This is a genomic window from Micromonospora sp. CA-249363, from assembly GCF_050950185.1.
GTDB lineage: Bacteria > Actinomycetota > Actinomycetes > Mycobacteriales > Micromonosporaceae > Micromonospora.
In genome coordinates this window covers 2,168,815-2,193,415 of sequence record NZ_CP192020.1, presented here as the reverse complement: position 1 = coordinate 2,193,415, position 24,601 = coordinate 2,168,815, and the positions used below count along the sequence as shown (strand labels likewise).

The 24,601-nt window shown below is 71.9% G+C and carries 19 protein-coding genes and 3 pseudogenes; 13 read left to right on the top strand and 9 right to left on the bottom strand.

Going from position 1 to position 24,601, the window contains the following annotated elements; genetic code table 11:
- Nucleotides 1-182: 182 nt before the first annotated feature.
- From pseB to ACQPZK_RS10065, 7 genes are all read left to right on the top strand, one after another.
- Nucleotides 183-1,166 (top strand): UDP-N-acetylglucosamine 4,6-dehydratase (inverting), encoded by a 984-nt coding sequence (gene pseB, locus ACQPZK_RS10095; protein WP_433538039.1) that lies wholly within the window; start codon nucleotides 183-185, stop codon nucleotides 1,164-1,166.
- Nucleotides 1,163-2,320 (top strand): DegT/DnrJ/EryC1/StrS family aminotransferase, encoded by a 1,158-nt coding sequence (locus ACQPZK_RS10090; protein ID WP_433538038.1) that lies wholly within the window; start codon nucleotides 1,163-1,165, stop codon nucleotides 2,318-2,320. The genes pseB and ACQPZK_RS10090 overlap by 4 nt, the downstream gene beginning before the upstream one ends.
- Nucleotides 2,321-2,330: 10 nt before the next feature.
- Nucleotides 2,331-3,179, top strand: coding sequence for a hypothetical protein (locus ACQPZK_RS10085; RefSeq protein ID WP_433538037.1), 849 nt, complete (start codon nucleotides 2,331-2,333; stop codon nucleotides 3,177-3,179).
- The gene (locus ACQPZK_RS10080; RefSeq protein ID WP_433538036.1) at nucleotides 3,169-5,007 is read left to right on the top strand and encodes a class I SAM-dependent methyltransferase; all 1,839 of its coding nucleotides are present in this window, start codon (nucleotides 3,169-3,171) and stop codon (nucleotides 5,005-5,007) included. The genes ACQPZK_RS10085 and ACQPZK_RS10080 overlap by 11 nt, the downstream gene beginning before the upstream one ends.
- A gap of 191 nt (nucleotides 5,008-5,198) precedes the next feature.
- Nucleotides 5,199-5,897 carry a cytidylyltransferase domain-containing protein gene (locus tag ACQPZK_RS10075; protein WP_433539162.1) on the top strand — a complete coding sequence of 233 codons (699 nt, stop codon included), beginning with the start codon at nucleotides 5,199-5,201 and terminating at the stop codon, nucleotides 5,895-5,897.
- Nucleotides 5,894-6,952, top strand: coding sequence for a PseG/SpsG family protein (locus ACQPZK_RS10070; protein WP_433539161.1), 1,059 nt, complete (start codon nucleotides 5,894-5,896; stop codon nucleotides 6,950-6,952). The genes ACQPZK_RS10075 and ACQPZK_RS10070 overlap by 4 nt, the downstream gene beginning before the upstream one ends.
- A gap of 175 nt (nucleotides 6,953-7,127) precedes the next feature.
- Nucleotides 7,128-7,760 (top strand): alpha-ketoglutarate-dependent dioxygenase AlkB, encoded by a 633-nt coding sequence (locus ACQPZK_RS10065; protein ID WP_433538035.1) that lies wholly within the window; start codon nucleotides 7,128-7,130, stop codon nucleotides 7,758-7,760.
- Between the two features lie 162 nt (nucleotides 7,761-7,922).
- On the opposite strand, the pseudogene ACQPZK_RS10060 reads toward ACQPZK_RS10065, so the two are convergent.
- From ACQPZK_RS10060 to ACQPZK_RS10040, 5 genes and pseudogenes are all read right to left on the bottom strand, one after another.
- Nucleotides 7,923-10,163, bottom strand: a pseudogene (locus tag ACQPZK_RS10060) (DNA gyrase/topoisomerase IV subunit A); the annotation flags it as partial.
- 15 nt (nucleotides 10,164-10,178) lie between these two features.
- Nucleotides 10,179-11,465 (bottom strand): annotated as a pseudogene (locus ACQPZK_RS10055) (LAGLIDADG family homing endonuclease); the annotation flags it as partial.
- Nucleotides 11,457-11,711, bottom strand: a pseudogene (locus ACQPZK_RS10050) (DNA gyrase subunit A); the annotation flags it as partial. The pseudogenes ACQPZK_RS10050 and ACQPZK_RS10055, both read right to left, overlap by 9 nt.
- 32 nt (nucleotides 11,712-11,743) lie before the next feature.
- Nucleotides 11,744-13,801, bottom strand: a complete 2,058-nt coding sequence (locus ACQPZK_RS10045) for a DNA gyrase/topoisomerase IV subunit B (RefSeq protein ID WP_433538034.1) — start codon at nucleotides 13,799-13,801, stop codon at nucleotides 11,744-11,746.
- Nucleotides 13,802-14,020: 219 nt separating this feature from the next.
- The gene (locus ACQPZK_RS10040) at nucleotides 14,021-16,108 is read right to left on the bottom strand and encodes a hypothetical protein (protein ID WP_433538033.1); all 2,088 of its coding nucleotides are present in this window, start codon (nucleotides 16,106-16,108) and stop codon (nucleotides 14,021-14,023) included.
- Between the two features lie 310 nt (nucleotides 16,109-16,418).
- On the opposite strand from ACQPZK_RS10040, the gene ACQPZK_RS10035 reads away from it, so the two are divergent.
- Both ACQPZK_RS10035 and ACQPZK_RS10030 read left to right on the top strand, forming a co-directional pair.
- Complete coding sequence (locus ACQPZK_RS10035; protein ID WP_433538032.1) at nucleotides 16,419-17,099, top strand: hypothetical protein; 681 nt, start codon at nucleotides 16,419-16,421, stop codon at nucleotides 17,097-17,099.
- A gap of 171 nt (nucleotides 17,100-17,270) precedes the next feature.
- Nucleotides 17,271-18,527 (top strand): hypothetical protein, encoded by a 1,257-nt coding sequence (locus ACQPZK_RS10030; RefSeq protein WP_433538031.1) that lies wholly within the window; start codon nucleotides 17,271-17,273, stop codon nucleotides 18,525-18,527.
- Between the two features lie 53 nt (nucleotides 18,528-18,580).
- On the opposite strand, the gene ACQPZK_RS10025 is transcribed toward ACQPZK_RS10030, so the two are convergent.
- Complete coding sequence (locus ACQPZK_RS10025) at nucleotides 18,581-18,751, bottom strand: hypothetical protein (protein WP_433538030.1); 171 nt, start codon at nucleotides 18,749-18,751, stop codon at nucleotides 18,581-18,583.
- A 185-nt stretch (nucleotides 18,752-18,936) separates the two neighbouring features.
- Between ACQPZK_RS10025 and ACQPZK_RS10020 the strand changes: the two genes are divergently transcribed.
- Nucleotides 18,937-19,566 (top strand): hypothetical protein, encoded by a 630-nt coding sequence (locus ACQPZK_RS10020; protein ID WP_425728098.1) that lies wholly within the window; start codon nucleotides 18,937-18,939, stop codon nucleotides 19,564-19,566.
- Nucleotides 19,567-19,753: 187 nt separating this feature from the next.
- On the top strand, nucleotides 19,754-20,119 hold the full coding sequence (locus ACQPZK_RS10015; protein ID WP_433538029.1) for a hypothetical protein: 366 nt from the start codon (nucleotides 19,754-19,756) through the stop codon (nucleotides 20,117-20,119).
- A 48-nt stretch (nucleotides 20,120-20,167) separates the two neighbouring features.
- Here ACQPZK_RS10015 and ACQPZK_RS10010 read toward each other — a convergent pair whose 3' ends face one another.
- Entirely contained in the window at nucleotides 20,168-21,115 is a 948-nt protein-coding gene (locus ACQPZK_RS10010) for a DUF72 domain-containing protein (protein ID WP_433538028.1), read from the bottom strand.
- Nucleotides 21,116-21,248: 133 nt separating this feature from the next.
- Here ACQPZK_RS10010 and ACQPZK_RS10005 point away from each other — a divergent pair, with 133 nt between their 5' ends.
- Both ACQPZK_RS10005 and ACQPZK_RS10000 read left to right on the top strand, forming a co-directional pair.
- The gene (locus ACQPZK_RS10005) at nucleotides 21,249-21,752 is read left to right on the top strand and encodes a DinB family protein (RefSeq protein WP_433538027.1); all 504 of its coding nucleotides are present in this window, start codon (nucleotides 21,249-21,251) and stop codon (nucleotides 21,750-21,752) included.
- A gap of 103 nt (nucleotides 21,753-21,855) precedes the next feature.
- Nucleotides 21,856-22,134, top strand: coding sequence for a hypothetical protein (locus ACQPZK_RS10000; protein ID WP_433538026.1), 279 nt, complete (start codon nucleotides 21,856-21,858; stop codon nucleotides 22,132-22,134).
- On the opposite strand, the gene ACQPZK_RS09995 is transcribed toward ACQPZK_RS10000, so the two are convergent.
- Both ACQPZK_RS09995 and ACQPZK_RS09990 read right to left on the bottom strand, forming a co-directional pair.
- Nucleotides 22,103-24,175 (bottom strand): amylo-alpha-1,6-glucosidase, encoded by a 2,073-nt coding sequence (locus ACQPZK_RS09995; protein WP_433538025.1) that lies wholly within the window; start codon nucleotides 24,173-24,175, stop codon nucleotides 22,103-22,105. The two genes, ACQPZK_RS10000 and ACQPZK_RS09995, sit on opposite strands and share 32 nt — an antisense overlap.
- A complete protein-coding gene (locus tag ACQPZK_RS09990) occupies nucleotides 24,172-24,597 on the bottom strand; it encodes an SCP2 sterol-binding domain-containing protein (protein ID WP_433538024.1) in 426 nt (141 codons plus the stop codon). Before ACQPZK_RS09990 ends, ACQPZK_RS09995 begins: the two co-directional genes overlap by 4 nt.
- Between the last annotated feature and the right edge of the window lie 4 nt (nucleotides 24,598-24,601).

The following is a 24,601-nucleotide window of genomic DNA, read 5'->3' as shown; positions in this document are numbered from 1 at the left end:
CCCCTGGTCAGTCCGCTTCCCGGACGGTCGGAAGTGTTCGCCTGCGCGGTGCCCGCCATTCACGACGGCAGGGGAAGCGGTTAACCCGCGAGCGCCGGTGCGTTAACCCTCCGCCGTTAGCGTCTCACCCCGGTCGGCCGGCCGAGGGCCGCCGGTTCATCCACGATCACGGGAGCACCAAATTGAGTGAGTTGAATGGATCGTCCATTCTGATCACCGGGGGAACAGGTTCCTTCGGCAGGACCTTCCTCCGGCACATCCTCACCGAGGCCGACCCCGCCCGGGTGGTGGTCTTCTCCCGCGACGAGCTCAAGCAGTACGAGCTGCGCCAGCAGCTCGGCGACGACCCGCGCCTGCGCTGGTTCATCGGCGACATCCGGGACCGGCACCGCCTCACGCGGGCGATGCACGGCGTGGACCACGTGGTGCACGCCGCCGCCCTGAAGCAGGTGGACACCGCGGAGTACAACCCGTCGGAGTTCATCGCCACCAACATCACCGGCTCCCAGCACGTGGTCGACGCCGCGATCGAGGCCGGCGTCAAGAAGGTCATCGCGCTCTCGACCGACAAGGCGTCCAGCCCGATCAACCTGTACGGCGCCACCAAGCTGGTCGGCGACAAGCTGTTCGTCTCGGCCAACCACTACGCCGCGCACCACCCGACCCGGTTCGCCGTCGTGCGGTACGGAAACGTGGTCGGCAGCCGTGGTTCGGTCGTCCCGCTGTTCCACCAGCTGGCCGCCGAGGGCAAGAGCCTGCCGATCACCGACAAGCGGATGACCCGCTTCTGGATCACCCTCGAGCAGGCCGTGCAGTTCGTCATGGACTCGTTCGACCAGATGCAGGGCGGGGAGCTGTTCGTGCCCCGGATCCCCAGCATGCGCATCCTCGACCTGGTCGAGGCCGTCGCCCCGGACGCCACCACCCACGAGATCGGCATCCGGCCCGGCGAGAAGCTGCACGAGGAGATGATCGCCCCGGACGACAGTCGGCGGACGCTGCGCGCCAAGGACCGCTACATCGTCCAGCCGACCATCGCCGGTTGGGGCTACCAGCCGCCGGTCGACTGCGAGCCCGTGCCGGACGGTTTCGCCTACCAGTCGGACACCAACGACGAGTGGCTCAGCGTCGAGCAGTTGCGCGAGATGCTCGGTCTGACCGCATGACGGGGATGCTCCCGTACGGCCGGCAGTCGATCTCCGAGGACGACATCGCGGCCGTCGCCGACGTGCTGCGCGGCGACTGGCTCACCACCGGGCCGCAGGTCGACGCGTTCGAGGCCGACCTCGCCCGGTGGACCGGCGGGGTGGGGGTCGCCGCGGTCTCCAACGGCACGGCGGCGCTGCACGTGGCGTACGCGGCCGCCGGGATCGGGCCGGGCGACGAGGTGGTGGTGCCGCCGATGACGTTCGTGGCGACCGCCAGCAGCGCGGTCGCGCTCGGCGCGAAGATCGTGTTCGCCGACGTCGAGGACGAGACGTTCTGCCTGGACCCGGCCGCTGCCGCGGCGGCGGTCACCTCGCGTACCACTGTGGTTTCCGCGGTCGACTACGCCGGCCATCCGGCCGACTACGACGCGCTGCGCAAGGCCGTCGAGGGCACCGACGCGCTGCTGCTCGCCGACGCGGCGCACTCGATCGGGGGGACGTACCACGGTCGCCCGGTGGGTTCGCTCGCCGACCTGACCACGTTCTCGTTCTTCCCCACGAAGAACATGACGACCGCCGAGGGAGGCGCCGTCGCCGCGCTCGATGAGCGGATCCTGAGGCGGGCCCGGCGGTTCCGGGGCGTCGGCATGGTTCGCGAGCGCGACGACCTGCGCCACCCGGACGAGGGCGGCTGGCACCAGGAGGTGCACGAGTTCGGGCTGAACTACCGCCTCCCGGACGTGCTCTGCGCCCTGGGCCGCAGCCAACTGCGCCGGCTCGCCGCGTTCACCGCCCGCCGGGCCGCGCTGGTCGCCCGCTACGACGAGGCGCTGGCCGACCTGGACGGCGTACGACTGCCGGTCCGCAAGCCGTGGGCCGACCCGGCCTGGCACCTCTACCCGATCCGCGTGCTCGACGGCCGTCGCCGCGAGGTGTACGACCGGATGCGCGCCGCCGGGATCGGCGTACAGGTCAACTACATCCCGGTGCACTGGCACCCGGCCTTCGCCGACCTGGGTTACCGGCGCGGGTCGTGCCCGGTGGCCGAGTCGTTCTACGCCCAGCAGCTGTCGCTGCCGCTGTACCCGGGACTCAGCGACGCCGACCAGGACCGCGTCATCGACGCGCTGACCGCGATCCTGCGGGGCAGCGCGGTGCGTTCCGCCGCCTGATGGGAAGCTGATGCACCACGCGAACCACTTCTACGGTCACGCCCACGTGCTGGCCCGTTACGCCGGTCTCGGCGACCGGCATCCGCCCCGGATCAACGGGTACGTGCAGCACGGCTGGAACATCGGCGACGGCCTCGCGCCGGGTCACCCGTACGCCGACCGCACCCCGAGCCTGCTCTGGTCGGAGCAGACCCGCCGCCGGGCCTGGTCGGTGGGGCGACGCAACGTCGTCGTGATCGGCGCGCCCTTCATCTACCTGCTGGCCATGCGGCCCGAGGACCCGCCGGAGCAGGAGCGGGAGGGCACCATCTGGTACCCGTTCCACGGCTGGGAGGGCCAGCACGTCAAGGGCGACCACCGGGAGCTGATCGCCCGCATCCGCGACACCGAGCCCGGTCCGGTGACGGTCTGCCTCTACTGGCACGAGTACGGCATGCGCCACGTCCGGCGGCTCTACGAGCGCGCCGGGTTCCGGGTGATCTGCCACGGCTACCGGGGACACTGGTGGAAGGACACCGACCCGGAGTTCCTCGACAAGCAACTGACCGAGCTGCGCCGGCACCGGCGGGTAGCGTCCAACCGGCTGACCAGCGCGATCTTCTACGGCATCGCGGCCGGCTGCGAACCCGCGGTCTACGGCGACCCGATGATCCTGTCCAACGAGGACCCGACCTTCGGCGGCACCGCCCGCATCCGTCGACAGTGGCCGGAGCTCCACGGCGCCAAGGTCGACCTGCCCACCGCCGTGTCGATCGCCCGTGCCGAGCTGGGCGTCGACCACCGCTGCACCCCTGCCGAGCTGCGTGAGCTGCTCGGTTGGGCGAACCTCCCGGAAGAAGAGGACGACAGTGACGACTGAGACCGCACCCGCCGGCCGGATCACCCTGCCCGGCGGTGAGATGCTGGCCTGGTCCGACCTGCCGAAGGAGCGGTTGGCCGACGGCGGGCCGCTCGCCGCGCTGGCCGCCCGCGTCGTGCCACCCGGCGCGCGTGTCCTGCTGGCCGGCCCGCACGACCCGGCGCTGCTCGACCGGCTCGCCCACGCCGAGGTGACCTGCCTGCTACGTAGTCACCCGGACGCCGTGGCGCTCGCCCGACGGACCACCCGCGTGATCGTGGGCGGCCCCGCCGGCCTGGCCGGCGACGAGACGTACGACGTGGTGATCGCCGCCGCCGGCCTGGACCCGATCGAGTCGGTGGAGGGCACCCGGCTCGGCTGGGACGGTGTGCTGGCACGGCTGGTCGCGGCGGTACGCCCCGGCGGCGCGCTGCTGCTGCGCCTGGACAACCCGCTCGGGCTGCACCGGCTGATCGCCACCTCCCCCTGGTACGCCGCCCGCGAGGACTCCGCCTGGGTCATCGGCGGTGTGCTCGACGCGGCCCACCCCGCCAACCGGGACCAGCTCCGCCGGCGGATCACCGACAGCGGGCTCCGCCCGAGCGCCTGCTGGGCCGCGTACCCCGAGGGGGCGACGGCGACGGCCCTGCTCGACGCCGACCAGCTCGACCGCGGCGCGGACCGTGGGCTGTTCGACGCGGTGCTGCACGGCGCCTGCGCCGGCGCGTTCGCCTCCGCGACGGTTCTCCAGGACCCGGCGCGGCTGGCGGTGGACGCCCTGCACGCCGGGCGCGCCGCCGACCTCGCGCCGGCCTGGCTGATGCTGGCCCACCGGCCCGGTGGCCCCACGGACTCCCCCGCCGACGGGGAGCTGCCGGTGGCGCTGGTGCAGACGGGGTCGTCCGGTCAGCCCGGGATAGGTGTGCTGGAGGTACGCGACGGCCCGTCCGGCTGGCGGTGGGGGCACGTCGCCACCGCCGAGACGAACGAGCCGAGCGCGCCGTTCGCCAGCCGTGAGGCCGCGTACCGGGACCCCGACGCGCTGACCGGGCCGGTGCCGTCCGGGCGGCTGCTGCACACCCTGCTGCTCGACGCCGCGCTGCGCCGCGACCTGGCCACACTGCGCGCGCTGCTGCTCGGGTACGCGGGCTGGCTCGCCGACCAGGCCGACGCCGACGGACGGCTCGCCGGGGCCGCCGCGCTGGCCAGCGCCGACAACATGGTGGTCGACGGGGAACACTTCGCGGTGCTCGACCCGAGCTGGCGGGCCGCGGACCGGCTCCCCGGCGACGTGGCGCTGGCCCGCGGACTGTGGCGCTTCGCGGCGGCCCTGCTCACCGGCGGGTACGCCCACCCGTGGTCGTCCACCCTCGACGTCGCCGGCCTCACCGTCGTCCTCGGTGGGCTGGCCGGCCACGACCTGGACCGGGCGACGGTGGCCGAGGCGGTCCAGGTCGAAGCGACGATCACGGCCAGCCTGCACGGCCTGGACGCCGAGCACCGCGCGGCCCTCACGACCGAACTCCAGGCGGTCGAACCGACCGACCCACCGGTCGGGGCGCACAGCTACCAGCAGTTGCGTGAGGCGTGGCTGCGTCAACGCGAGGAAATCAGCCGGCTCGCCGCCCTGACCCGGTGGACCGACGAGCTGCTCACCTCCCGGGAGCGGGCGCTGCGCCGGGCCGAGGCGAAGATCGGCCTGCTCAGCGGGTCCATCAGCTACCGCGTCGGCCGGCTCGCCATCACCCCCGCCCGGCTGGCCAAGCGGGGGGCGCGTGCCGCCAAGCGGCGTGCCAGGGCGGCGCTCGCGCCGAAGCAGCTCGTCACGGAGCAGGAGGAGCAGCAGTGACCGACCACGGCGCCGCTCCCGCGACGGCGAACCGACCCGACCCTGCCGCGCGAGCCGATCCGAATCCGCGACCCGAGCCGAATCCGCGACCCGAGCCGACCCCGCGACCCGAGCCGGTGGCGCGGTCCGTTCCGGCAGCCGGCGTGGGAGAGGCCGCCGGGACACGGATCGTCGGAATCGTGCAGGCCCGGATGGGCTCGTCCCGGCTGCCCGGCAAGGTGCTGCGTCCGCTCGCCGGCCGATCCGTGCTGGGCCGCGTCGTCCGCGCTGCCCGCGACAGCGGCGTCCTCGCCGACCTGGTGGTCGCCACGAGCACCGACACCGTCGACGACGCCGTGGTGGACGAGTGTCGGCGACTCGACGTGCCGTGCCACCGGGGCCCCGTCGACGACGTGCTGGGCAGGTTCATGGGCGCGCTCGCCGCACACCCCGGCGACGCGGTCATGCGGTTCACCGCCGACTGCCCACTGCTCGACCCGGAGATCATCACGCTGGTCGCCTCGGTGTACCGGGCCGTACCGGGGTTGGACTACGCGAGCACGTCGGTCGCGCGCACCCTGCCCCGAGGGCTGGACGTGGAGATCATCCGCGCCCAGGCCCTGCGTACCCTGGACCGGCTCGCCACCGACCACCACCGGGTGCACGTGACCTCGTACGCGTACACCCATCCGGAGCTGTTCCGGGTGCTCGGGGTGACCCTCACCCCGGACCGTTCGGCGCTGCGACTGACCCTCGACACCGAGCAGGACTGGACGCTGGTGAGCGCCGTCGCCGACCACTTCGGCGACGTCAGCGTGCCGCTGGCCAAGCTCGCCGACTGGCTCGACGGGCAACCCCGGCTGCGCGCGCTCAACGCCGACGTACGCCAGAAGCGGCTGGAGGAGTCCTGAGCACGCTACGGGTCGGACTGCGCTGCGACGCCGGGCCGCGGCGCGGCGTCGGGCACCTCGTCCGCTGCCTGGCCCTCGCCGAGGAGTTCCTGGCCCGGGGCGCCCACGTCGCGGTGTTCGGCACGGTCGAGCGCGTCGGCTGGGCGAGCGCCGAACTGGCCGCGCGCGGCATCGAGCTGCACCCCGGCCCCGAGTCGCCGAACGAGCTGGTCGAGGCGGCCCGACGACACGACCTCGACGTGGTGGTCCTCGACTCGTACGAACTGGACCCGGCCGGTGCCGGCGCCCTGCGCGCGGCCGGCATCTTCACCCTCGCCGTGATCGACGGCGACAGCCGGGGCCAGGACGCCGACCTCTACCTCGACCAGAACTTCGGGGCGCAGCTTCCGGCGCTGCCCGGGCGGCTGCTCGCCGGCAGCGGGTACGCCCTGCTGCGCGACTCGGTCGTGACCGCCCGCCCGGCGACGCCCCGGCCCGCCACGACCGTCGGCAGGCCCCGGGTGCTGGCCTTCTTCGGCGGCACCGACGCGGTCGGCGCGGCACCGGTGCTGACCCGGGTGCTGCTCGCCACCGGCCACCCGATGGACCTCACGGTCGTCGTCGGGCGACCCGAGATCGAGGCCGAGCTGGAGGCGGTCAACCCCGGGCGGGGGCAGGTCGTCCGCCCCGTCCCGCCCAGCGGCGCACTGCCCGCCCTGATCACCGAGGCGGACCTCGTGGTCAGCGCGGCCGGCACCTCCACCTGGGAACTGTGCTGCCTCGGCGCGCCCTCGGCCCTGGTCTGCGTGGTCGACAACCAGCGCGAGTCGTACACCCGGGTGGTGCGCCACGGCCTGGCCGCCGGCCTCGGCGAACTGCCGGACCTGACCGCGCCCGGGATGCCCGGGCGGGTCGCCCGGGCGACGGCGGCGCGAACCCTGAACGGGCTGCTCAGCTCACCGCAACGCCGCGCGGCGCTCGCCGCGCGGGCCTGGGCAGCCGTGGACGGCCAGGGCCGCGCCCGCGTCGTGGACGCAGTACTAAAAGCCACAAACCCCGCCCCCTCCACCCCCTGACACCCCGCCCCGCCCCGCCCCGCCCCCGCGATCTTGCACTTTCTGTGGCGACATAAAGGGCGAACCCGCTGATGCCGGCAACCGAAACTGCAAGATCGACGCGTGCTGGGGTGGAGGGGCTTGGACCGCGCGCGGCAGTCGCACGGGTGTACTAATGGGCTGCTAGGGTGGCGTTATGGAGGTCGTCTACCAGCCGTCGATGCTTGACCTGACCGACACTGAGCCGACCCTGGGGCCACTGCCCGGCGCGATCCGGCGGCACCAGTTGAGTCGGGGCGCCTGGGTCGATCACCTCCCCGGCTGGGTGACCGGCTCGGACGCGGTCCTCGACACCCTGCTCACCGAGGTGCCCTGGCGCGCGGAGCGCCGGACCATGTACGACAGCGAGGTCGACGTGCCCCGCCTGCTCTGCTGGTACGACGGCGAGCGGCAACTGCCGCACCCCGTCCTCACGGCCGCGCGCACGGCCCTGACCCGGCACTACGCACCCGAACTGGGCGAACCCTTCGTCACCGCCGGCATGTGCCTCTACCGCTCCGGCCGCGACAGCGTCGCCTGGCACGGCGACACCATCGGCCGCTCCGCGCACAGCGACACCATCGTGGCGATCGTGTCGTTCGGCTCACCCCGACCGCTGCTGCTACGCCCGCGCGGCGGCGGCGACAGCCTGCGCTTCCCCGTGGGCCACGGCGACCTGATCGTCATGGGCGGCTCCTGCCAGCGCACCTGGGAACACGCCATCCCCAAGACCACCCGCCCGGTGGGCCCAAGGGTGAGCGTCCAGTTCCGCCCCATCAACGTCGCCTAACCCGGCCCCCACCCCACCTCCCACCCGCTCCCCGGCCCGCCCCCGGGTTGATCATGAAGTTGTTGCCACGACACGCCGATGACGGCGGCAACAACTTCATGATCAACCGGGGTCGGCGGGGCCGGGGGCCCGGGCGGGGACCGGGGGGCCGGGCGGGGGGGGTTAGTCGCGTTCGATCAGGTGGCCGATGACCGTTGGGCCGAGCATGACCGCGAAGCCGCTGCCGTCGCGGCGGGGGTCCGCCGCCGGCAGTTCGACCGGCTCGCCGGTGGCGGTCGCGCCGACCGGACGCGGCCCGACCCAGGCCACGGCGACGTCCGTCTCACCCTTGAGGAAGCGGTGGGCACGCACGCCGCCGGTCGCCCGGCCCTTCGCGGGGTACGCCTGGAACGGCGTGACCTTGACCGTCGCTCCCGTGGAGGTGACCACCATCGGCTCGCCGTGACCCGGATCGTCGGTGCGTACCGCGCCGAAGAAGACCACCCGCGCCCCGGCCGGCAGGTTGATGCCCGCCATGCCACCGCCCTTGAGGCCCTGCGGGCGTACCACTGAAGCCGCGAAGCGCAGCAACGACGCCTCCGAGGTCACGAACGTCAGCGTGTCGGTGTTGTCGGTCAGCCAGGTCGCCCCGACCACCTCGTCACCGTCCCGCAGGCCGATCACCTCGAACTCGTCGGAGCGCACCGGCCACTCCGGAGCGCAGATCTTGACCACGCCCTGCCGGGTGCCCAGCGCCAGCCCGGGTGAGGCGTCGGCAGCGGCGCCGAGCGGGGCCAGACCGACGACGGTCTCCCCCGCCTCCAGCGGCACCAGCTCGGCCGCGGACATGCCGCCGCGCAGCGACACCGTGCCGGCCTGCTCGGGCAGCACCGGCAACGGCAGTACGTCGATCTTGAAGGCGCGGCCCGCGCTGGTGACCAGCAGCACCCGACCACGGGCCGTGGAGTGCACGATCGCGCGTACCGTGTCGTGCTTGACCCGGCCGTTGCGCCGACGCCCCTCGGCGCTCTCCTCCGACTCGGCTGCGGTCCGGGCGACCAGCCCGGTCGCCGAGAGGATCACCTGGCACGGGTCGTCGGCGACCTCAAGCGGGCCGGCCGGCGCGGACGCCGCCAGCACCTCCTTCAGGTCACCGTCGACGAGCGTCGTACGCCGTTCGGCGGCGAACTGCTTGACCACGGCCGCCAGTTCGTCGGAGACCAGCTTCTTGAGCACTCGCTCGTCGTCGAGGATCGTGGACAGCTCGGCGATCTCGGCGCGCAGCCGCTCCTGCTCGGCCTCCAGCTCGATCCGGTCGAACTTGGTGAGGCGGCGCAGTGGCGTGTCCAGGATGTAGGTGGCCTGGATGTCGGAGAGACCGAACTGGCTCATCAGCCCGTCCTTGGCCGCCTGCGCGTCGTCGCTGCCCCGGATCAGCCGCACCACCCGGTCGATGTCGAGCAGCGCGACCAGCAGACCGTCGACCAGGTGCAACCGCTCCTCGCGCTTACGGCGGCGGTAGGCGCTGCGCCGGGTGACCACCTCGTACCGGTGGGCGAGGAAGACCTCCAACAGGGCCTTCAACCCGAGGGTACGGGGCTGACCGTCGACCAGCACGAGGTTGTTGACGCCAAAGGACTGCTCCAACGGGGTCAACCGGTACAGGTCGGCGAGCAACGCCTGCGGGTTGACCCCCACCTTGCACTCGATCACCAGGCGGGTGCCGCTCTCCCGGTCGGTGAGGTCCTTGACGTCGGCGATGCCGGTCAGCCGCTTGGTCTTGGTGACCTCGTTGGTGATCGCCGCGATCACCTTCTCCGCGCCGATCCCGTACGGCAGTTCGACGACGGTGATCGCCTGACGGCCCCGGCTGCCCTCGATCGGGCCGATCTCCACCTTGCCGCGCATGCGCACCACGCCGCGACCCGTCTCGTACGCGCGGCGCACCTCGTCGAGGCCGAGCAACATGCCACCGGTGGGCAGGTCGGGCCCGGGGACGAACTCCATGAGCTTGTCCAGAGTGGCGTCCGGGTGGTTGATCAGCCAGCGGGCCGCCGAGACGACCTCGGCGAGGTTGTGCGGGATCATGTTGGTGGCCATCCCGACCGCGATCCCGGACGCGCCGTTGACCAGCAGGTTGGGAAAGGCCGCCGGCAGCACGGTCGGCTGCGTCAACGACCCGTCGTAGTTGGGCTCGACGTCGACCGTGTCCTCGCCCAGCTCACCGACGAGCAGCATGGCCTCCCGGGACATCCGCGCCTCGGTGTAGCGCGACGCGGCCGGGCCGTCGTCCGGGGAGCCGAAGTTGCCGTGCCCGTCGATGAGCGGCACGTTCACCGAGAAGTCCTGTGCGAGGCGGACCATCGCGTCGTAGATCGCCCCGTCGCCGTGCGGATGGTACTTACCCATGCAGTTGTGCACGACGTAGCCCTCTGCTACGAACGCGTGGTCGTCGCTGCCGACCTGGATGTCATACGTGACGTCGGGGGAAACCGCCTCAACGGAGGTGACCCGCAGGAACGAATCACCGACCAACGCGTCGAGCCGAGCAGCGAGCGGTGACCCGAGGCGACGGAGTTTGCGGATCCAGCCGTCTCGTACCGCCCGCTCCAACTGGAACGACCGTTCCGCGAGCGGAACGCCATTGCGGTCCTTGCCATATCGCACCTTCGGGCCACCGCTCGCCGAGAGCGAGTCGCGGAATGCCTTTCCGTCCTGGTCCCGGAACCACCCGCCGCCCTGATGCGCTGCCGTGAACTCCGCGATGACCGGACCGTACGGCAACCGGTCGTTGCCCTGCTTGCCGCTGTACTCATAGCCGATCGCGGCGACCCGCTGCAAGCCGTCGTGCTTGTAGCCGATCCGCACCCAAGGCAGCAGCAACCGGGCAAGGTCTGCGGCGTCCCGCCCGCTGACCGAGAGACCGAAAAGTGGGTTACCTGCGGAGGCACGACCACTGGTCCAGTGATGTCCATGCAGCCCAAGGTCGGCGAGCATGGCGTAGATCTGTCGTACCAGCACTTCACTCGTGCTGACGAAGGCGATCTCCCTGAAGCGCTTACGGACGTAACCGTCTCCGTCGAAGAAGCCAGCGAGGAACGGCGCCCACGCCGACCGGCTCTCGACGATGTCGCGGGGTATGTACTTGTCCCGGCTGAGCGGCTGGGTCGCCTCCAGCAGGCCCTCGTGCCGGCTGAAGGTCAGAATGTGCTGGTCGCGATGGAGAGGGTTACGCGCCTCGCGCTTACCTCGCGAGACATTCAATCCACTGGCGATGGCCCAGCCGTGAGCGACATCCAGCGGCTCGACGTCACACATGTGGATTCGGACCCGACCGTCCGCCTCGCGAGACCGATGGACAGGAAAGCCTTCCGCCACCAGCAACCCACGCACATAGTCATAGACGTCGCCGGCGGGAGTCGGCAGCGCGTTGCGACGACTGCCGTAGGCCAGTGTCAGTCGCCCAGAGAGGTCTCGAGCCTCCGCCCATTCGACAGAGAGGTCGTCGGCGACCACGCGGAAGCGCTGGCCCGGCGTGACGAGCATCGTGTGCCCGTTGCTCCAGGTCACGCGCACCAGTTCGGAGGTCGGATTCCGATAAACAGCAGTCACCGGTACGGAGGTTCCATCGCCGTCAAGCACGAGGTCCCCGACTTCGACTTCCTCAATCGCCCGCAGACCGCTGGGCGTCGAGACGAGTGTGCCGGCGACGAAGCAGTCGCCCACGATGCGGGCGGACTTCACATGGCCTCGATCGGGGCGGTAGCCCTGCTCGTACATGGACCAGAGGATGCGCCGGTGCACGGGCTTGAGGCCGTCGCGGGCGTCCGGCAGGGCGCGGGAGTGGATGACCGAGAAGGCGTACTCCAGATAGGAGTCGGAGACCTCGGTGACCAGCGGATTGTCGAAGACCCGCGCGCCAGCCTGGTCGAACGAGGAGAGGTCGACCTTGTTTTCCTTGCGGCGTGCCATGACTCAGCTCTCCACTCGAACGGAACGTCGGCTCATGCGTCGATCGCCTCACGGTCGACGCGGTCGGCGGAGTCGATCAGCCAGTTGCGGCGCGGCTCGACCTTCTCGCCCATCAGCAGTTCGAGGATGCGCTCGGCGGCGTCCACGTCGTCGAGGGTGATCCGGCGGACGGCCCGGGTGGCGGGGTTCATCGTGGTCTCCCACAGCTCGTCGGCGTCCATCTCACCGAGGCCCTTGAAGCGCGGGATGGGGGTGACGATCTGCTTGCCGGCCTTCTCCAGCTTGCGGACCGTCGCCTCCATCTCGGCCTGGGTGTAGGTGTAGACGGTCTGCGGGTTCCGCCCCTTGGTGGTGATCTTGTGCAGGGGCGGCATCGCGGCGTAGAGCCGGCCTGCCTCGATCAACGGTCGCATGTAGCGGGCGAACAGGGTGATCAGCAGCGTACGGATGTGCGCGCCGTCCACGTCGGCGTCGGCCATGATCAGGACGCGGCCGTAGCGCAGCGCGGGAAGGTCGAACGTCCGCCCCGAGCCCGCCCCGAGCACCTGGACGATGGCCGCGCACTCGGCATTGTCCAGAACCTGCTGGAGGTTGGCCTTCTGCACGTTGAGGATCTTGCCCCGGATCGGCAGCAGCGCCTGGTATTCCGAGGAGCGGGCCATTCTGCTCGTGCCGAGGGCGCTGTCACCCTCCACGATGAACAGCTCGCTGCGGTCGATGCCGGTCGCTCGACAGTCGACCAGCTTCGGCGGCATGGACGCGCCCTCCAGGGCGGTCTTGCGCCGGGCGGCGTCCTTCTGCTGCTTCTGGGTGAGTCGTACCCGCGCCGCGTCGACGATCTTCTGGAGGACGACGCGCGCCTCGGCCTTGGTGCGCCGATCCTCCAGCCACGACTTGACGTGCGCGTCCACCAGGCTCTGGATGACCTTGGTGATGCCGGTGGTGGACAGCTCGTCCTTGGTCTGGGAGGTGAACTGCGGCTCCGGGATCCGCACGTGCACCACGGCCGTCATGCCCTCCAGGACGTCGTCCAGGGTGGGCGGCTCCTCCTTGGCCTTGAGCAGACCACGGGTGTTGCGGACGGCGTCGGCGAGGGTGCGCACCAGGGCCCGTTCGAAGCCCTTGCGGTGGGTGCCGCCGTGGGCGTTGCGGATGGTGTTGGTGAAGCACTCGACGGTGCGCTCGTAGCCGGTGCCCCAGCGGAACGCCACCTCGACCTCGGCGCGGCGCTGCACATTGGACTGCATGACACCGTTGGCGTCGGCGGCGTTCTCCCGGTACGTCCCCTCGCCGTTGACAAGCAGGATGCCGGACACCGGCCGGTCGCCGGCCGGCGCGAGAAACTCGACCATGTCGCTGAGCCCGTTGGGGTAGTGGAACCGCTCCTCGACGGGTGCCTCACCGGTCAGGTCCCGCAGCAGGTACGTCACGCCGGGGACCAGGAAGGCGGTGTTGCGCAGCTTCATCCGGACGGCGTCGACGTCGAGCGCCGCGCCGGTCTCGAAGTAGCGGGCGTCGTGCCACCAGCGGATGGAGGTGCCGGTGCGCTGGCCGCGCTTCATCGCCCCGGTCACCTGCAGGCCCGGACCGGCGGTGAAGGGCGCGTCCGGCCCGTCGCCGTCGAAGATCCCGGGTACGCCGTGCCGGAAGGACATCGAGTGGACCTTGCCGCCTCGACGGACGGTGACGTCGAAACGGCGGGACAGCGCGTTGACGGCGGAGGCGCCCACGCCGTGCAGACCACCGGAGGTCTTGTAGCCGGAGCCGCCGAACTTGCCGCCCGCGTGCAGCCGGGTCAGCACCAGCTCGACGCCGGAGATGCCGGACTTGGCGTGCACGTCGGTGGGGATGCCCCGACCGTCGTCGTCGACCTGGACCGAACCGTCGGGGTGCAGGATCACCTCGACGTGGCTGGCGTGACCGGCGACGCCCTCGTCGGTGGAGTTGTCGAGGATCTCGTTGACGAGGTGACCCACGCCACGGCTGTCGGTGGAACCGATGTACATGCCGGGCCGCTTGCGAACGGCGTCCAGCCCCTCAAGGTGGGTGAGGTCATCGGCCCCGTACAGGGTGTCAGGCTCTGCGGTCAACTCGTTCGTACTCCCCGGTCTCGGCGGTGTGGTGCCCGCGTCCCAACTGTCGGTCGGCCGGCGCGCGCCGCAGCGAGCCTAACCGGCAGATGTGACACGACGGCGGCACCCCGCAGTCGAGGCCCGCATCCAGGTCATGGATGCGGGCCTCGCCCATCGTGTGGTGTTGTCCGGTTTCGACGCGTCAGCCGCGCCGTGACCGGTTCGAGGTCGGCCGCCCTACGGCGCCGGCACCTCGATAACAAGCGAGCTGTAGCCAACGTTCCCGACGCTGTCCACGGCGGCCACGTACAGCGTGTTCGTGCCGTAGGCGGGCGTGCTCAGGGTCACCGACACGGTCTTGCCGGTCCAGCCGAGGCTGGTGCCGGCCTCCGCCTCCTCGGTGGGCGGGCTGCTCCAGCCGTAGCGGAAACTGACCACGTCCAGGTCCGGCGAGCGCAGCTTGTAGGTGTAGAGCTGCCCGGGCGGGGCGGGAGTGGTGACCGCGTCGACGCTCACCGTGGGCGGCTGGTTGTCGATCGTGAACTCGCACCACGCCGACCAGGGGCTGGTCACGTAGCCGTCGTCACTGCGGGTCCGGAAGGCGTACGACTTCCCGTTGGCCGTGCCGGTCACCGCGGCCGTGGTGGAGCGGCCGCCGGCCGTCACGGTCGAGCCGGTCGGCGGAGTCATGCGCGGAGTGGAGCTGTCGTAGACGCCCGAGGCGGGAACCTCCAGCAGTTCGTACTCCGTCTGGAGGACCTGACCGCTGTCCGCGTCGGGGAAGACGGCGGACAGGGTCGGCGGGGTGGCGAGGGTGACCCGGTCGCCCGGGACACAGGCCACGCCACCGACCTGGAGAGCGGTGGGCTGGGTGGGCGGCGTGTCGTAGTCGACCAACAGACGTGCCGTGGTCGGGTCGAACTTCTTCCACCGGTTCGCCGTGCTCTCGCCGGTGCCGGACGAGTCGCTGCACGCGCAGAGCCCGTAGGTGATCGTGCTCAGGTGCGCGGCCGCCGCGCTGCTGAGGCCGGCGGCGACGCTACCGGTGAACCGCACCGTCATCGGCGGCTGCGGGGAGTCGACGCAGCCCGACCCTCCGTTGGCGTGCGAGTTGGCGGAGGCACGCAGCGTGGTCAGCGCGGGCGCCCACGCGGTGCGCGGGATGCTCGTGATCACGCCGGACTGGTAGAGATAGGTCGGGGTGTCGAAGCAGGACCAGGTGTGGGTCACCCCCACCTGCACGGACGCCGACCTGATGATCTTGCCGCTGAGGTTGCCGATCGGGAACTCGAAGTAGGAGCGGTAGACGACTCCGTTGTCCGAGTTCAATCCGACCCGCGCAGCCGAGGTGTCGCTGTTGGTGGAGTTGTTGTTCGTGGCGTACGCCCAGCGGGAGGGCAGGGCCGACCAGGCCGGGTCGATGTAGACCGGGAAGGTCGCCTTGGCCGGGTCGAGCAGACCCGCCGACGGGCGCAGCACGAGGTCACCTGCCGCGTCCACGGCGGTCGCCACCGGGGCGGTGCGGGCGGCCACGCCGGGACCGGACGGCGAGGAGGCCGCCGCACGAGGCGCACCGGCCGAACCGGAGGAGTCCCACATCTCGGCGGTGGCGGCGCGGGCCACCTCCGCCCCGCCGGCGAGAGCCCGCAGCGAGCCGTCGGCCTCGCGCCGGACCTGCGCGTCGCCCCCGAGGTCGAAGCGGATCTCCCGCAGCGCCGGGTTCGCCGCGGCCTGCGGGGTCTTCACCACCAGGACGTGGGTGAAGCCGGTGTGGGTGGCGGTCAGCACCAGGTCCACACCCGGCAGGACCTCGGGGTAGGTGGCGGCGTCCCCGGACACCCTCGGCGCGGGCAGCTCACCCGGCCAGCCCAGCGTCATCGGCCTGGCGCCGTTGGTCAGGGTGGCCGCGGGACCGCGCCCGCCGGCCGAGAACAGCACGGTGGCCGGGGAGACCGCCGGTCGCCAGCCGGTCGCCGTGCGACGGAGCGACAGGTCGACCTCGGACCAGGCGCCGTCGGCCTGACGGATCCGCTGCGGAACGGCGGCGGTCTCGGCGACGAAGCCTCCGCCGGGCTTGGCGAAGACCTGGGTCAGCTCGTCACGTGCGGAGACGACCTCGACGCGCTGACCGGTGCGCGTTGCCGTGGCGGTCGCCTGGGCGGCGTCCCGCGCGGTCGTTGCGCTCGACGCGGCGGCACCCGTCGGTGCGGCCGACGCCGGTGCCGCCGACGCCGGCGCGGCGAGGAGCGCGACGCCGAGGGACGCCGCGAACCCGGCGGCTACCAGACGGCGGGTAGATGATCTCGGAATGTGGACAGCATGCATGGAGCGGCCAATGGCCACCGCAACCCCCGTGTATGTGAGACGGCCAGACGGGGGAACTGTAGAGACCGAGATCCAACACTGTCCACGCCCGTCACATCCGGTGAGCACAAAGGAGACGAGGCAGCGCATATCGCGTACCGCTGTCTCCGGCCGGAACGGTCGGTGACGTTCGCCTGCCGGGCGGGCGGGCCGGTCACGCCGTCGGGGACCGACCTGCCTGCCGGTGCGCCCCGTGGTCGCGGGACCACGCAGAGACAACCACGCCCTTACGATTCCCTCTCCGGGTACGACGACGCCGGAGGGGGTCGGGGTGCGGGAGACGACACGAGACGCCCTGCGGCGCTCCCTCGGTACGCGTGCCCGGCGGCGGCTGCTCGTAGGCACCCTGCTGGCGGGGCTGCTCACCGCCGTGGCCCTCGTCGCGGCGGCGGCGCCCGCCGATCGGACGTTCGTCGACCTGTCCGGCACGGTCCAGAGCCTGATGTCGGTGGCGACGCCGCTGTTCGGCATCCTGCTCGTGCACGATCTGCGCCGGGCGTCCGCCGGTGTCGTCCCGACGGTGCCCGGGGTGCTGCTGCCGGCCGTCGTGATCGGGGTGGCCGGCGTGGTGATCTGCGCCGCGACCCTGGCCTTGAGCCCGGCCGACGGGGCGGCCGACCCGTGGCGACACGTCGGCACGGTCGCGGTGGGCAGCGTGCTGGTGCAGGTGGTCGCCGGTCTGGTCGGCACCGGGCTGGGTCTGCTGCTGCGCTCGCGGGTGGTCGCGTTCCTCGCCACGATCGTCCTCCCGCTGGGCCTGTTCGGGCTGTTCGGGGCCGTGGACGCGCTGCGTCCGGCGCAGCCGTGGCTCACACCGTTCGGCAGCGTCCGCAACCTGCTCTCCGGGGAGATGAGCGTGCTGCGGTGGGCGCAGTGGCTGTGCGTACTCCTGATCTGGGGCGTTGGTCTGAACGCGCTGGGCGCGGCCGTGCGCGGCCGGCGTCACCCCTGACGTAGTCGACGGCCCGCACCGCATCCCATCCACAGTGGGCGCACAACGCTGCGCCGACACGGACGTGTCGTTCGTCGAAAGATTCTGTTACGGGCCATTGACGCCCGTTGCACGGGGGTGATCTGATCGCGCTCTCAGAGAATCTTTCATCTTTCGATGGATGGGGGCCCCATGCCCAGGTTCCGCCGCACCGCGCTCGCCGCGGCACTCACGATCGTCACGGCCGCGCTGTCGACCGCCATCGCGCTGCCCGCCCCCGCGACCGCCGCGCTGCCCACCGCCGCCGTGGCGCTCGGCGACAGCTTCATCAGCGGGGAGGGCGCCGGGGCGTACACCCCGGTGGTCGACGCCAACGGGGTCACCCAGGGCTTTCCCGGCTGGACGGCCCCGAACAACAACGCGTTCTTCTGCCACCGGTCGGCGAACGCCTCGCTGAACCAGGCGAACCTGCCCGGCATCCAGAACCGGTTCAACCTGGCCTGCTCCGGCGGTCAGCCCCACGACATCGCCGCCGCCTCCCAGGCACGGACCAACGGCCGCACGGTCGCCGCGCAGCTCGACCAACTGCGTGCCGTCGCGCAGACCCAGGACATCGACCTGGTGCTGATCGGCCTGGGTTCCAACAACAGCTCGTTCACCTTCGGCAGCGTGGCGGAGAAGTGCGCCAACCGGTTCATCGCCGACGCCTGGACCGGCTGGTGGGAGTTCTGGGCGTACCTGAACGGGCCGGTGGAGCAGAAGCCGTGCAGCGACGCCGACCTGGCCACCGCGGCGCAGCTCAGCGCGGCGACCGCGGAGACCACCGCCGCCGTACGCCAGATCCTCACCACCCTCGACCAGGTGGACGCGGATGGACAGCACCGGGTGGTGTTCCAGGACTACACGAACCCGCTGCCGCTGGACCTGAACGCGGCGTTCCACGAGGAGGACGGCCGCGACGACACCCGGGACAAGTTCCGTGACCTCGGCGCCGAGCGGTACGCGGCCGGTTGCCCGATCCACCGGGCCAGCCTCGCCCCGGGGCACCGCTTCTCCCAGGGCCTCGGCGGCATCGTGAAGTCCACCCGGGACACCCTGGCCGCCGAGTTCCCCAACGACGACCTGGTCTACCTGAACGTGCAGCGGGCCTTCGACGGCGCGCGGCTGTGCGAGACGACGTCCAGCCCGACCGGCGCGCTGGCCACCCCGATCCGGCTCCAGGACGGCGCGACCGGCACCTTCGTGACGAGCCTCGCCGGCAAGGACAAGATCGCCATTCAGCGGATCGCCAACACCTGCGTCAGCTACTTCCAGACGTGCCAGGAGTCGTGGCACCCGAACGCCACCGGACACCAGGTGCTCGGCCAGTGCCTCGCCGGCGCGGCCGTCACCGCCGCCCGCGCGGTGTCGTGTGTCCGCGCGAGCAACGGGACGATCTCGGTCTCCTGACCGGTATCGCCACCGGAGGCCCCGCCACCCGGCGGGGCCTCCGTCGTGTCCGTTCAGTCCTCCTGGTCCAGCGGTGTCCGGTCGCCGTCGCGCTCCACCTCGATCGGCGCGTGGTCCTTGCGCGGCGGGACCTCGGCGGTGGTGCGGTGCGGATCGTTGTCCGGGTGCATGAGCACCGCGTCGGTCTTGGGGGTCTTCTCGCGGACCTCGTCCGGCTGCGACATGCCGTTCCCCTCTCCGTCGGCGTCCGTCTGACCTACCCACCGCCGCGCCGACGACTCCTCCCGAAGACGGTTCGGGCCCCGGAAAGCACGGATGTCCCCGCCGCGGGGATCGACCGGCGGACGACGGGGTTAGCCGTCCGGGCGACGGGTAAGCCGCCTCGCCCGACACGGCGGAAGGGGATCACATGTCCGAACGACACACCGCACTGCGCTCGATGCACGATCTGGGTCTGGCGGCCTGGTTCGGTGGCTCCCTCATGGGTGCCTTCGGCGTCAACGGGGCAGCGGCGAAAATCAACGACTCGACCCAGCGACTCCCGGTCGCCTCGGCCGGCTGGTCCAAGTGGACACCGGTCAACGCGGCCGCGATCGGCGCGCACCTCGCCGGCGCGGTCGGCGAACTGGTCACCGAGAGCCCGCGGGTGGCGGCCCAGCGCGGAGTTGGCCGCGCCAGCGCCATCAAGACCGCGCTGACGATCGGCGCGCTCGCCGTCACCGGCTACAGCCGGTTGGTCGGTATGCGCTTGGAGAAGGCGGGCGGACCGCCGGTCAGCGGCCCCACCGAGCCCAACCACCAGACACCGGCCAGCGTCGCCTCCTCGCAGCGGCAGATGAAGCTGCTCCAGTGGGCGATCCCGGCGCTGACCGGCTCGCTGGTCGTGGTCACCGCGTACATGGGTGAGCAGCAGAAGCCCGGCCAGGTGCTGCGGGGCCTGATGAGCCGTGCCGGCGGGATGCGCAGCGCCCCGATGGGCCTGGCCAAGATCGGCATGAGCGTCGGCGGCAAGCGCCAGATGGCGATGGCCGGACGCTGAGCGTCGGGCCGGCCGGGCCCCGTCGGACCGTCGACGGCGGGACGCCGGCCGGCCCTGCGCCGCGCGGCAGGCCGGGGTGGGCACGGGTCACGCCGACACCGGCCCATCCCGCGTCCGCGCCAGGTGGACAGGCCCGGGAGGGGCAACCCGTCCGTCAACAGCGGCGGACCGACCGAGCGAGGTGGCCATGACGGCACACGAGGGACGCGGCGGTGACCGGCTCGAACCGGAGGCGACCAAACCGTGGGGAACCAGCGACGGCTTCGACGCCGACGCCCCCTGGGGCGCGGACGACGACTCGCCGATGGACGAGGGCAGCGAGGAGACGGCGGTGCCCGAGGGGCGGCGCGGTGAACGGCGGGCGGGCGCGCCGGCCGGGCAGAGCAGCCCGGCCGGACGGCACGGCTTCGGCTCGGTCGAACCCACCCGCACCACGATGGCGGGGCCGGGCGCGCCGCCCGATCCAGCGCCGAGCGGGCGGACGTTCCCCGACGACGCGGACGTCGACGAGCGGTCCCAGGACGCGCTGCGCACCCGGGGTCGCCGCTCCTGAACAGCGACTGCCCGCGTGCCCGGACCGCGAGCACGCGGGCGGCGGCGGTCAGCCGGGCGACGCCGTGACGGCCTGACCGTCGGACGCCCGGCGCGGCCCGACGGGCATCGGCGTCTCGCCGAGCATGGTCTCGGCGAGCAGTTGCGCCAACCGGGTCGCATCCCGTTGTGCCTGCCCGGCGCAGCAGTTGTTGAACAGCACGTGCAGGTCGTCGACGTCCCCGGCCAGGCCGGCCAGCCGTTCCGCCCAGGCGCGTAGCTCCCGCTCGGCGTACGCGTAGCGGAACTTCTCCTGCTTGTCGCCGTCGCGCCACGCGTCGCTGTGGCCGTGGAACCGGACGATCGCCGGCTCCGCCGTGCGCGCCAGAATCGGTGGCACCGACGACGGATGACCCTGCGGCATGTCCACGCAGACCAGTGAGAGGTCGTGCGCGCGTAGCAGGTCCAGGGTCGCGGTGGTGGCGGCGTCGTCGAACCAGGACCCGTGCCGCAGCTCCACCGCCACGCGCCACGGCCGGCACCGCTGGGCCAGCTCCAGGATGCGCCGTTCGGCGGCGGCGCCGCGGGCCAGCCAGGGCGGGAACTGCAGGAGCACCGTGCCCAACTTGCCGGCGGCCGCGACCGGGGCCAGCGCCGCCCGGAAGCGGGCCCACAACTCGTCGTACGCCTGCTCGGGCAGGTCACGGCGGCGGACCCGGGCGGGGCCGGCGGTCGGTCGCAGATCGCGCGGCAGCGCGGCGACCGGCGTCGGGTGCCCGGTGAAGAGGCTGAACGCCTTGACGTCGAAGGTGAAGTCGTCGGGCGTCGCGTCGACCCAGCCCTGTGTCGTCTCCGGCGCCGGCACCGCGTAGTAGGAGGTGTCCACTTCGACCAGCGGGAACCGACCGGCGTAGAAGGCCAGCCGGCCGGCCGGCGTGTTGGCCGAGCGGGGATACCAGCCGGAGCGCAGCAGCGACTGGTCGGCCCAGGACGACGTGCCCACCTTGATGACACCCATGTCATTCAGTGGACAGTCCCGCACCCCGATCGGCAACCGCTGACGCCCCGATGCCCCCGTCGTGTCCGACCGGGAAGTGTCGGTGCCCAGTCCTAGGCTGCGGGCGGACGGACTTCGAGGAAAGGGCGACACCATGACCAGCACCGCGCAGCTCACCGGGGAACGGGCCGACCTGCTGCAGACGCTGCGCCGACACCGGGGCTTCCTCCTGCAGACCGTCGAGGGTCTGACCGACGAGCAGGCCGCCACCCGCAGCACCGTGAGCGAGCTCTGCCCGGGCGGGCTGATCAAGCACGTCGCGAGCACCGAGGAGCGGTGGATGCTGTTCGCCGTGGGTGGCGCCGAGGAGATGCAGCGGGCCGAGATCGACTGGGTCGGCCAGTTCCAGATGACGCCGGGCGAGACCCTCGCCGGGCTGGTCGAGCGGTTCCAGGCGGTCGCCGCCCACACCGACGAGCTGATCGCCACCCTCGACCTGGACACGGCCCATCCGCTGCCACAGGCGCCCTGGTTCGAGCCGGGCGCGAGTTGGACGGTGCGTCGGGTGCTGCTGCACCTGATCGCCGAGACGTCCCAGCACGCCGGGCACGCCGACATCCTGCGCGAGGCGATCGACGGGGCGAAGACCATGGGCTGAGTCCCGGTCCGGCGGTCACCGGCCCGCGTTCACGTCGTGTTCCTCGTCCCCCTGCGGTGGCGGATGTGACATCGCCCGACGGGGCGGCGCTGAGGGACAAGAGATGAACGCGGACCGGATGAATGGGGAGACCGCCGAGCGGCTGCTCGGCGGTCTCCCCGTCGACGAGTCCATCGGAACACGTCCGGTCGTGCTGCTGTTGACGGCGGTCCGTGCCGCTGCCCGACCCGGCGAGCTGGCCGGCCTGGGCCACGCCGTGCAGGGCTTCCGCCACGTCCAGGCGCAACGCCACCGCTCTCCCCCGACCCAGCGGGCCGCGCCCGTGGAGAGAGACGCGACGGCTGCCGATCTCAGGACCGGAACGGGACCGTGGGAGGGCTGACGGGCTCGGTGGAGCGCTCGCCGGCGTACGCGTCGGTGCGTCCCCAGCGGCCGGGGACGCCGAGCAGGTCGACGCGTCCGAAACCCGCGGGCAGAGCGGGCCTGACCAGCAGGTCCTCGCCAGTGGGCCGCAGACCCAGCAGGGTGCCGAGCAACATCAGCAGGGCCCCGGAGGACCACGACTGCGGACGCCCGGCCGAGGGCAACTGGACCGGATACTTGGTGAGGCTCCGCTCGTAACCGGCGATCAACTCCGGTACCGCCCCGCCCACCGTCTGGGCCAGGTCGAAGATGCCGTTCGCGATCCGGGCCGCGTGCGCGTCGAAGCGGTAGTGCCGCAGCCCGGCGGCGATCAGGGCGTTGTCGGACGGCCACACCGCACCCAGGTGCGATCCCACCGGGTTGTACGGGCGCTGACCGGCGGCGAACGTCCGTACGCCCCAGCCGTTGAAGAGCCGGGGTCCCAGCAGGTGCTCGGCGACCGCCTCGGCCCGGTCGTCCGAGACGATCCCGCTCCACAGCAGGTGCCCGATGTTGGACGACAGGGCGTCGACCGGTTCGCCGTACGGGTCCAGCGCCAGCGCGTAGTACTCCCGGTGCGGCAGCCAGAAGTCCCGGTTGAACCGCTCCTTGAGCGCTGCGGCCTCCTCATCGAGGCGGTCGGCGTACTCCGGGTCGTCCCAGAACTCGCGGGCCAGCCGCGCGCCGCGCCGCTTCGCGTCGTACGCGTAGCCCTGCAACTCGCAGGTGGCGCGGGGGAACTCGGGCAGCCGCCCGTGCGCGTCGACGATCGCGTCCGCGGAATCCTTCCAGGACTGGTTGACCGCGCCGACGCGCCCGTTGCGCCGCTGGTAGCGCACGTAGCCGTCACCGGTCATGTCGGCGTACTCGTCGATCCAGTCGAGCGCCATCCGGGCGGGTTGGCGCAGCTCGTGGACGAGCTGGGCGTCGCCGGACCAGCGCTCGTACTCGTCGAGCAGCACGACGAACAGCGGGGTGATGTCCGCGGCGGCGTAGTACACGGCGCTCGGTCGCTCGCCGAAGACGCTCGACTCGCCGTACCGGAGCTCGGACGTGATCTTGCCGGGCTCCTCCTCACGTTCGTCGTCCAGGTGCCCGCCCTGCAGCAGGGCCAGCATCCGCAGCGTGGCCGGCGTCAACTCCGGGGTGAACGCCAGCGTCTCCAGGCAGGTGATGATGCTGTCCCGCCCGAGGAAGGCCATCGACCACGGGAGGCCGGCGACCGGTACGCGCTCGACGGTCGACAGTGGCCGGTACCGCAGCGCGGCCAGGTCGGCGAGGCTCCCCCGGTACATCTCCTCCAGGCCGTCGCGTTCGGCCACCAGCCGCGGCGCCCGTTCCAGCCAGTCCTGGAAGTCCTCCCGCATCCCGGTGCGGACGGCCTGCTGGTGCGCCTGAAGGCTCTGCCGCATGTCCTGCCCGCCCTCCCCGACGACGGTCAGGACGACGTGCAGGTCGGTGTCCCACTGCCCGTGCGGGGCGATGCGGATCCGGAAGGTCATCCCGCCCTCGTCCACGTCGACCGCGGCGGTGCTGCTGATCGTCGTCTCGCGGACGAACCGCTGCCGCTCGTAGCGCAGGGTGAGCCGTTGGTGCGCGGAGTCGACGTCGACCCGTACGTCCCGCCGCCGCAGGTGCCCGATCTCGGAGATGTCGGCGAAGTCGCTGCCCATCTCCATCCGCAGGGTGAGTTCCGCCGGCTGCGGCGAGTGGTTGAGCACGGTGATCTTCTCGTGGAAGCACTCGTGGATCGAGCGGTGCCGGATGATCGACACGTCGGCGTCGACGTAGTGGCTCGCGGCGCCGGGCACCAGGAAGAAGCGGGTCTCGAAGTACGTCATGTCGTCGCGGGAGAGCGCGTTGATCCGCTCCCCGTCGACCGTGAGCACCCAGTGCGAGAGGAAGCGGGTGTCGAAGGCGAAGAGCCCGACGGGCGCCTGCGGATCCACCTCGACGTCACCCTGGGCGTCGCTGATGGCGAAGACGTTGCCGGCGAGGACGTGCACGAGTCCCTGCCTCATGGCCGACCGTCCCGCCCGCCGACGGCTCTCCGCCCGGCCGACATGCCCCGCCGGGCCAACGCTGCCCGTCCCAGCTCGCGCGGGTGTCGGGCGTTCCTCGGCCCGGGCAGGACACGCCGCAGCACCAGCAGCAACCGCATGTCGCCCCGCAGGGTCAGCTCGTTGCGCAGCATCGCCGTGCCCGGGGGCAGGTCGCCGTTGAACAACTCGTCGAAGACCGTACGGGCGGCGCGGACGACCAGGTCCGCGTCCTCGGCCGAGCGGGTGACCGTGATGTGCTGGTCCGCCACCGTCAGGTACCAGTGCTCGGTGTGCCCGTCCTCGCGCAGGTCCAGCCGGACGGTCCCGGTGGTGGTCTCGGGCAGGTCGAAGGGCCGGGTCGTGTCCAGACCCTCCAGGTACCTCGTCGCCGTCGTGCCCATCACA